The sequence below is a fragment of the Bacillus sp. C30 genome (assembly GCF_040838255.1).
Lineage (GTDB): Bacteria > Bacillota > Bacilli > Bacillales > Bacillaceae_G > Bacillus_A > Bacillus_A mycoides.
This window is the reverse complement of the sequence record NZ_JBFPJH010000145.1, coordinates 1-8,395: the sequence shown is the minus strand read 5'-3', so window position 1 is coordinate 8,395 and position 8,395 is coordinate 1. Positions and strand designations below refer to the sequence as shown.

7 protein-coding genes are annotated in these 8,395 nt (G+C 33.7%); 6 read left to right on the top strand and 1 reads right to left on the bottom strand.

From position 1 onward, the window contains the following. Positions 1 to 387 precede the first annotated feature (387 nt). Positions 388 to 2,319 (top strand): glycosyltransferase, encoded by a 1,932-nt coding sequence (locus tag AB3X49_RS14130; RefSeq protein ID WP_367962845.1) that lies wholly within the window; start codon positions 388 to 390, stop codon positions 2,317 to 2,319. Between the two features lie 66 nt (positions 2,320 to 2,385). Next, positions 2,386 to 3,162 (top strand): class I SAM-dependent methyltransferase, encoded by a 777-nt coding sequence (locus AB3X49_RS14125; protein WP_367962843.1) that lies wholly within the window; start codon positions 2,386 to 2,388, stop codon positions 3,160 to 3,162. A 40-nt stretch (positions 3,163 to 3,202) separates the two neighbouring features. On the opposite strand, the gene AB3X49_RS14120 is transcribed toward AB3X49_RS14125, so the two are convergent. After that, entirely contained in the window at positions 3,203 to 4,147 is a 945-nt protein-coding gene (locus AB3X49_RS14120; protein WP_367962847.1) for an NAD-dependent epimerase/dehydratase family protein, read from the bottom strand. Between the two features lie 302 nt (positions 4,148 to 4,449). On the opposite strand from AB3X49_RS14120, the gene AB3X49_RS14115 reads away from it, so the two are divergent. From AB3X49_RS14115 to AB3X49_RS14100, 4 genes are all read left to right on the top strand, one after another. Continuing rightward, the gene (locus AB3X49_RS14115; RefSeq protein ID WP_367962840.1) at positions 4,450 to 5,244 is read left to right on the top strand and encodes a sulfotransferase family 2 domain-containing protein; all 795 of its coding nucleotides are present in this window, start codon (positions 4,450 to 4,452) and stop codon (positions 5,242 to 5,244) included. 205 nt (positions 5,245 to 5,449) lie between these two features. Beyond that, complete coding sequence (locus tag AB3X49_RS14110) at positions 5,450 to 6,172, top strand: class I SAM-dependent methyltransferase (protein ID WP_367962838.1); 723 nt, start codon at positions 5,450 to 5,452, stop codon at positions 6,170 to 6,172. A 26-nt stretch (positions 6,173 to 6,198) separates the two neighbouring features. Next, positions 6,199 to 7,071: a class I SAM-dependent methyltransferase gene (locus AB3X49_RS14105; protein ID WP_059038011.1), complete on the top strand. Its 873-nt coding sequence runs from the start codon at positions 6,199 to 6,201 to the stop codon at positions 7,069 to 7,071. 215 nt (positions 7,072 to 7,286) lie between these two features. After that, positions 7,287 to 8,363 carry a glycosyltransferase WbsX family protein gene (locus AB3X49_RS14100; RefSeq protein WP_078203762.1) on the top strand — a complete coding sequence of 359 codons (1,077 nt, stop codon included), beginning with the start codon at positions 7,287 to 7,289 and terminating at the stop codon, positions 8,361 to 8,363. The last annotated feature ends 32 nt before the right edge of the window (positions 8,364 to 8,395 follow it).

Below are 8,395 nucleotides of genomic sequence, written 5' to 3'. Positions count from 1 at the left end.
CCAAGTTTTTTTATTTCTTTTGTCGCTTTCTGCGTTGTTGCTATCGGCGACTTGTCCTATATTACACCTCTATATACTAATCGTCAATACCTTTTATCCTTTTTATTTTATAAATTCTAAAGGGTATTGAACCTTCTTCATTTATACTCCGTTCCTAGAGATTAATAGACTGGTGCAATCACTTTCATAATCGACAGTTTATACTTTCTTACTTACACCTTTCTAAAGAATGAATAGCAAGCCAAACAAATATATATTAAAGGTAGCACTTTTTATTTCGAGTACATTCCAGCTGCATTCACAATTATCTCCTACCACTTCTCTTTAGGAATTATACATACACCATGCATTTACTAAAAATCTAATTAACTTAGGAGGCGTTATGAAATGCATGTTAATAAGAAGATCATTTATGTATCCCATGATGCCCATTTCCACGGAGCACAGCTGCTTTCTTTACATACTATTAAAGCTCTTAAAGAAAACTTTCATTACTCCGTCGCAATTATTTCTATTGGAACGGGCATTTTAATCCACGATTTTCAAAAGTATGGTCCTGTTTATTGCCTAGAGGAAGACTACCCAACAGAAAAAAGGGTCGAATTATTAATAAAGAAGTTACTATCACAAGACTATACCATCGCCATATGTAGTACCGTCATAAGTGGTGATATAGTTGCATTGCTAGCTAAACACAATATAAAAGTTATTTCATTAATACATGAATTGCCGCATTTAATACAACAGTACTCTGCCGAGGGGAAAGCTAGAAACATTGCCCAGTTTGCTTACAAAATTGTCTTCCCTTCACAGTACGTGTATGAAAAATTCCGTACAATCACCCAATTAGATCATCAAAAATGTCACATCCTCCCTCAAGGCTTGTTTAACCACAATCCTTATAAGAACAATATTGCAAAAGCTAGAAGCGAATTACGAAAAAAACACAACCTGCCTCTAGATAGCAAAATCATTTTAGGAGTAGGTTTCGCTGATCATCGGAAAGGGATAGATTTATTCTCACTTATTGCTTACTCAGTAAGAAAGGTTCATACGAATATTCATTTTATCTGGGTCGGGAGAACGGATGTTCATTTCTTTAACACGCTATCCCCAAGATATACAGCACATTTCACATTAGTTGAGCCTACTCCAGATATCGGTTTATATAACGCCGGGGCTGATTTATATTTATTAACTTCAAGAGAAGATCCTTTTCCAAACGTTGTTTTAGAGGCATTAGATACAAAAGTCCCTGTTATAGGGTTTAAACACGCTGGAGGTTTTGAAGATGTTGTTACGGAACAAACTGGCGCCTTAGTAGATTTTTTAAATTTACCGCAGGTGCTGGAAAGAATATATGAATTTATTGGAGATGAAGAATTACGATTACAAAAAGGGTGCTTTGGCCAAGAGCTTATTGAAAAAGATTTCAACTTTCTTCATTACATTTATCAACTGTTAAACCTACTTGATCATAATTACAAAAAAATAAGCGTAATCATACCTAACTATAATTACGAAAAATACTTATCTGACCGAGTTAAATCCATATTAAACCAAACCTATCCCCTTTACGAACTAATTTTCCTAGACGATGCCTCCACTGACAATAGCGTATCTATATTTGAACAGGTGCTCTCAAACGAAAATAAGCCCCACCTAAAAGTTCAGCAGATTATTAATAATAAAAACTCTGGTTCTGTATTTAAACAATGGATAAAAGGCATCTCTGCAGCAACCGGTGATTATATTTGGATTGCAGAGGCCGATGACTTATGTGATCAGACATTTTTAGAAGAAGTAATACAAGGGTTTCATATAAATGGTGATGTTACCTTAAGCTACACACAATCAAAACAAATAGATGAACAAGGAAATATCCTAGCCAATCATTATTTAGATTACACAAATGACATTGATAAAGAAAAATGGAAAAGTTCTTATTTCCGAAAAGGGATAGATGAAATACAAGATACATTACTTATCAAAAACACCATACCTAATGTCTCAAGTGTAGTTTTTAAAAACATAGATATAAAAACAACAGAAAAACAATTAGAAAAGTTTAAAGTAGCTGGTGATTGGTTTTTCTATGTTTCTATTCTTAAAGAGGGGAACATTTATTTCAATCCAAAACCGCTAAACTATCATAGACGACATACAAATAGCGTAACGAGAACAGAAGATTCATATTCCCATTACAGTGAAGTTGTACAAATGCAGAATTTCATTAAAGAAACCTTTACTATCGACGACATTTCAAAAAAGAAAATGTACACATATAGAAAGTACCTTAAAGCATATTTGAAGATTTAATGATATATTTTCTTCGCCATCAGTATCTCTTGTAAAACGTTACTATCATTTAAGGGGGGTTACTCTTTGAAAGAATTTATAGAAGCAAATAAAGATTTGCTTTCTCAAATTGCACACAACTACAATGTAAATGCAAGTATCCATCCAGAGGATCATATCTTTCAATTCCTTGTCACTAATCCAGTCTTCCCATCTAAAAAAGAAGCGATAGATTATTATTTTCAAGATGGGAGAAAATCCGCAGAAACACTCTTAGATTTAATTACTTCCTTTTATCCCCCTATAGACACTCCAATTAAATTATTAGAATTCGCATCCGGATATGGCTGCGTAACACGTCATTTATTAAACCCACAAACGAACTTAAGTATAACTACCTGTGATATACATGAAGAGGCTATTACTTTTATTGAAAACACATTAAATACTTCTTCTATCTTATCTCACCCTGAACCTGAACAAGTAAAATTGGCCTCGTCTACGTATGATATCGTCTTTTGTCTATCCTTTTTTTCTCATATGCCTGATACAACTTGGTTTCGTTGGCTTCAAACATTGTATAATGCTGTTTCTCCTGAAGGCTTACTCATTTTCACAACTCATGGTTATCAAAGTAAAAAGTACTTCAGCTTTCCAGATTTAAATAAACAGGGTTATTGGTTTCTCCCTTCTAGTGAACAATTTGATTTAGATGTTCATCAATACGGGCAAACGATCGTTAGTCCCTCTTACGTATGTGACAAAATTAAATTATTACCCTATAACCCTGTCATCAAAAAATACACTGAAGGTTTTTGGTGGGAACATCAAGACCTTTGGGTAATAAAAAAAGAAATAAAATAATAAACCACGCTCTACTGATACAAAAGTAGGGCATGGCTTATTATTTTTTACTATATAAGAACTCTTCAATCCATAGCTTATTTAATCTAATTCCACTTTTGAAATCTATTTTCGGTTCCCAATTACATTCTCGTCTTACTCTATCTATATTTAAAATGATTTTTTGAACATTTTCTTGCCTTTGTTTATAGCAGGTAAAGTCCACTTTTCTTTCCGTTAATTTCTCCAATTCTACTATAATTCGTTTTAAAGAGAGACCCTTGCCGCTCCCTATGTTATACACACAAGATTTCAAACGATTTAATTGTGATAGTTGTATAGTGATTTCAACTAAATCATCGATATAAATATAATCTCGAATAATCTCTTGTGGATTCCCATATATATTAATCTTTTCATTACTGAGATGCTGATACAAAAAACAATTTATTGCCCCAACTTTCTTTAAAGGATTTTGATATTTTCCATATGGATTAGAATATCTACATACAACATAGTCAATTCCGTATTTTTTCTTATAAAAGTACAAGTAATTTTCAAGCGATACTTTTGTTATTCCATAAGGAGAAAGTGGTTTTAATGGATGTTCCTCATCAATAGGTAAATATTCCGGTTCACCATAAACCGTGCCTCCAGAAGATGCTAATACAATTTTTTTAACAGGAAAATTTTTAACACTTTCCATGAAGTTAAGAAAAAAAAAGCTACTGTTTATATCTTCGAAAACATCTTCAATTGAAGTTGCTACATTAGACGTTGCAGCTAAATAAATAATAATATCCACACTCACTAAAGCTTTATATATATCTTTAACATTCGCTAAATCACCTTTAATAAATTCAACCTCACTTATAATATTTTGAGGGAAATTATTTATATGTCTGGAAAATACTTTTACATTTTGACCTTGTTTCAATAAACCTAATGCGAGGTTTATACCAATGAAACTATTTCCACCTACTATTAAATAATTATTCTTCCTCATAATATCCTCTCTAGTAATAAGATTTTTGCTTATCACACCTAGAAATACAAATAAACGAACTTGGTCACCTCTATTATTCATTCTCTTATAATTGTATGCCCCTTATAAATTTTCATTATCTTTATTTTATATTTTCCTTTTAGAATCGATACCTTATTTAAGATGACCGCAAAAACACTCATAATATTTACTCATTCCCATGAATATATTGGATTAGTAAAAACTTGCCTTCTCATATTCTCGTTTATTCTATTTAAAAACCTTCTCCATAAATAAAACTTTCAAAAAGGAGCACTACATGTATGAAGAATGTAAATCAAGAGCTTTTAAATCATGTAATCCTACATAAAGATCGAATCCCACATTTCCATAAAGACTTTCCACTTATACTATTCTGGAGCCATAGAAGCGGATGTACTACTTTAGCTAATTGGTTCTTTTTTCAAATTGGATTATTTACTGAAGCAAAGAAATACCATGACTTTATTCATTACTATGAATTCTGGGTGTATAAAAACAACACCAACTACATACCAGAGTTACAAAATGGTCTTCTAGAAGCAAAAAAAGATGTTTGTAAACTTGTACGGAATCCCTATACAAGGGCGGTCAGCTCCTTTTTATTGCTTGCTGACAATCCATATGCTAGCCCTCAATGGGAAAGTATCCGGCATTATTTTTATAATGACAAATATAGTAATCAAGGAATATCATTTAAACAATTTTTATATTACGTTCAAGCATTCGGTTCCAATTCCCTAGCAATAGATATACATTTTAGTCAGCAATACGTCCCAGGTGAAGAAAACTTCATCCAATGCTATATTCCTTTAGAAGATTTTAATACACAAATCACCAAGATAGAACACACGTACGATTTGACTAAATCAAATTTAGCGCTTCTTACAAATTCAGATCATCATCGTGCTCATACGATGCTTTATACGGGAAGCTATGCAGAACTTAGCATTACAGATGCATCCTTCCCCCGCTTTCCAACATATGAAAGCTTTTATGATAAAGAAACCATGGATTTAGTTACAGAAATATATGCACAAGACTTTGAAATGTATCCGTACACAAAAGGGATATTCTAAGTCGATACATTCTTCAATGAATAAAAGCGAATGTATCGCATAGCATAAAGTGAAACTTTAATTAGCGTGGGGTTCTCTCCCGCTAATTATTCCATTCTACCAATCTCACTTTTATGAGTTCCCTAATTTCCACCCACTCTCTTTGATTTCGCTGATTGTTGACGTGTGTGTCATATGCATTTTTTTTACACAGGAGTGATGTCATGTGGAAGGTAATTTGAAGCACAATAATGGATATTGCGTTATTTGTGAGAAGAAAGCTACATTTATAGAGCATAATGATTGGCTTAGAGATCACTACTTATGTTCTACATGCCACTCTATATCAAGGCAGCGCGCTCTAATCCATGTTTTAAATACATTTTTTCCAAAATGGGGTTCCTATCATATTCACGAATCCTCTCCTGGAGGAATTACAACTCAACTACTAATAAAAAACTGCAAAAACTATACATACTCTCAATACTTTAAAAACTACCCTCTCGGCCAATACTTTCAAGGGATTAGATGCGAGAACTTAGAAGACATGACTTTTCAAAATGAATCTTTTGATTTATTCATTACTCAAGATGTCTTTGAACATGTAATGGAGCCAAACAAGGCCTTTAAAGAAATAGAGCGTGTATTAAAGCCTGGCGGCGCTCATGTGTTTACTGTCCCTTGGTATCATACACTCACAAAGACTTTACAAAGAGCAAGAATCAATAAAGAAGGAATCGAATATATTGAGGAGCCAATTTATCATGGTAATCCTATTGATGAGAACGGGTCTTTAGTAACATTTGATTGGGGTCAAGATATGATTGAATATATTTATACACATGCAAATATGTATACCATTGTTTATTTACAAAAGGATAGATCACTGGGGTTAGATGCTGAATTTCTACATGTTTTTATTAGTAAAAAACACGAAAATGATTTTTAGGCACTATATAATTTGGAGGTTAACAAATGAATAACTTTAAGTTAGGAAGTGATTTTGATAACCTTGTTAGCCCACTTTCTGATGTTGAACTTCTTAATCTATTTATACAAAGTTGCTCACAAACAAAGATAAATGGCATCCCAGTACCTATGTTCCCCTCCGAAGAAATTCAACAACAGTTTGTAGGTGCTTCCTATGAACATGCTCTTTATGAAGCATATTTGTTTTATAGCCTTGTAAAAACATATGCCCATAATTTAGGCGTTCCCTTGAATAAAGAACGGAAAATTTTAGACTTTGGTTGCGGATGGGGAAGAATCATACGCTTCTTTTTCAAAGATGTTCGCCATAAAAATTTACTTGGTATTGATGTAGATCCTGTAATGATTAACCTTTGTAACGAAACGTTAGGAAGAGGCAGATATAAAATAGCTCCCCCACAACCTCCTGTAGAATTTATTAATGACAATTCATTAGACATCATATTCGCTTATTCTGTATTCTCACATTTATCCGAAGAAACTGCAGAAAATTGGATAAAGGAATTTTCAAGAATTCTTCGTCCAGGTGGAATCTTCATCGCCACAACACAAGCACGCTATTTTCTCGATTTCTGTCAACAATTTAAGGAACACCCTGAATTAATTCAAACGGGATGGCATAAAACTTTATCTCATGCTTTTCCAGATATAAATCGTGCCATCTCGGATTATGAAAGCGGCAATTTTATCCACAGCCCTACGGGAGCTGGAGACGTTAGAAACAGTAGCTTCTATGGGGAAACCGTTATACCTAGAACTTATATTAAAAACCACTATGAGAAGTATTTAAAGCTACGGGACTTTTTTGATGATACAAACCGGTTACCCCAAGCTCTATTTGTTCTCCAAAAAGATTAACTCTTTTCGCTCATTGTATAATGAAGATCATTTTGTATCTCAGCCGTATATATTAAATCATCAAAGATTTCCATATCAAGCAAACTGCACAAAAGAATTCATTATGCAGCATAAACACAGTAAGTAAATAACATATCTCATGTTTTAACTAGATTCGAAAAATCAAAAGTAACTTCCCACCACTTGAACTACGAAGAACATAAGGGGGATATATCTTGAAAATAATCGCTTTTTACTTACCACAGTTTCATCAAATAAAAGAAAATGACCGATGGTGGGGGAAAGGGTTTACTGAATGGACAAATACTAAAAGTGCACGACCTTTATTTTCAGGACATTACCAACCTAGAGAACCTTATCAAGATTTTTATTATGACTTAACCACCCCATCCGTAAGAAAATGGCAAGCAGAAATCGCCAAAGCACATGGCATATATGGTTTTTGTTATTACCATTACTGGTTTAAAGGGAAGAGGCTATTGGAGGCACCCTTTAATGAGGTACTTAAGATGAAGGAACCAGATTTTCCATTTTGCCTTTCTTGGGCAAATGAACCGTGGACAAAAACTTGGGATGGTCTTGATAGTCACATATTAATGCCTCAAAATTATGGAGAATTATCGGATTGGAAAGAACACTTTGAGTATTTATTGCAAGCTTTCCAAGATGAGAGATATATCCGTATAGACGATAAACCACTATTCATTATTTATCGTCCCGGGCATATCCCTCATTGTGAACAAATGCTTCATTATTGGAATACACTCGCACAAGAAAATGGTTTGAAAGGTATATACTTTGCAGAAACATTAAACAGCTTTCCACTTCCTAATATAAATGGATTTGATGCTAGCATTCAATTCGAGCCTTTTTATACAATTGCTCATGATAGCTCTTCAGACATAAATAAGACAATATATGAGTCTGGTAAACAAATAAACGCTTGGGATTATGATAAAGTGTGGATGTATATACTAAAGCGATCTCCTCCAGAGAAAAAAACATTTCCTGGTGCCTTTGTTGACTGGGACAATACAGCACGCCGCAAAGACTTAAATAGCAGTATCTTCCTAGGTTCTACCCCTGGTAAGTTCACGATATATTTAAGCAAACAAATCCAGCGTACCTATTCTCTTTACAACAGCGAGTTTTTATTTATTAATGCGTGGAATGAATGGGCAGAAGGTACTTACTTAGAACCAGATAAAAGGCATGGATTCGCCTATTTAGAAGGAGTTAAGCAGGCAATTAACAGAGGTATGAAAGCATACAAAAAAGACGAGTCATTCTGACTCGTCTTAAAGTTGCTTGGCGACGTCCTACT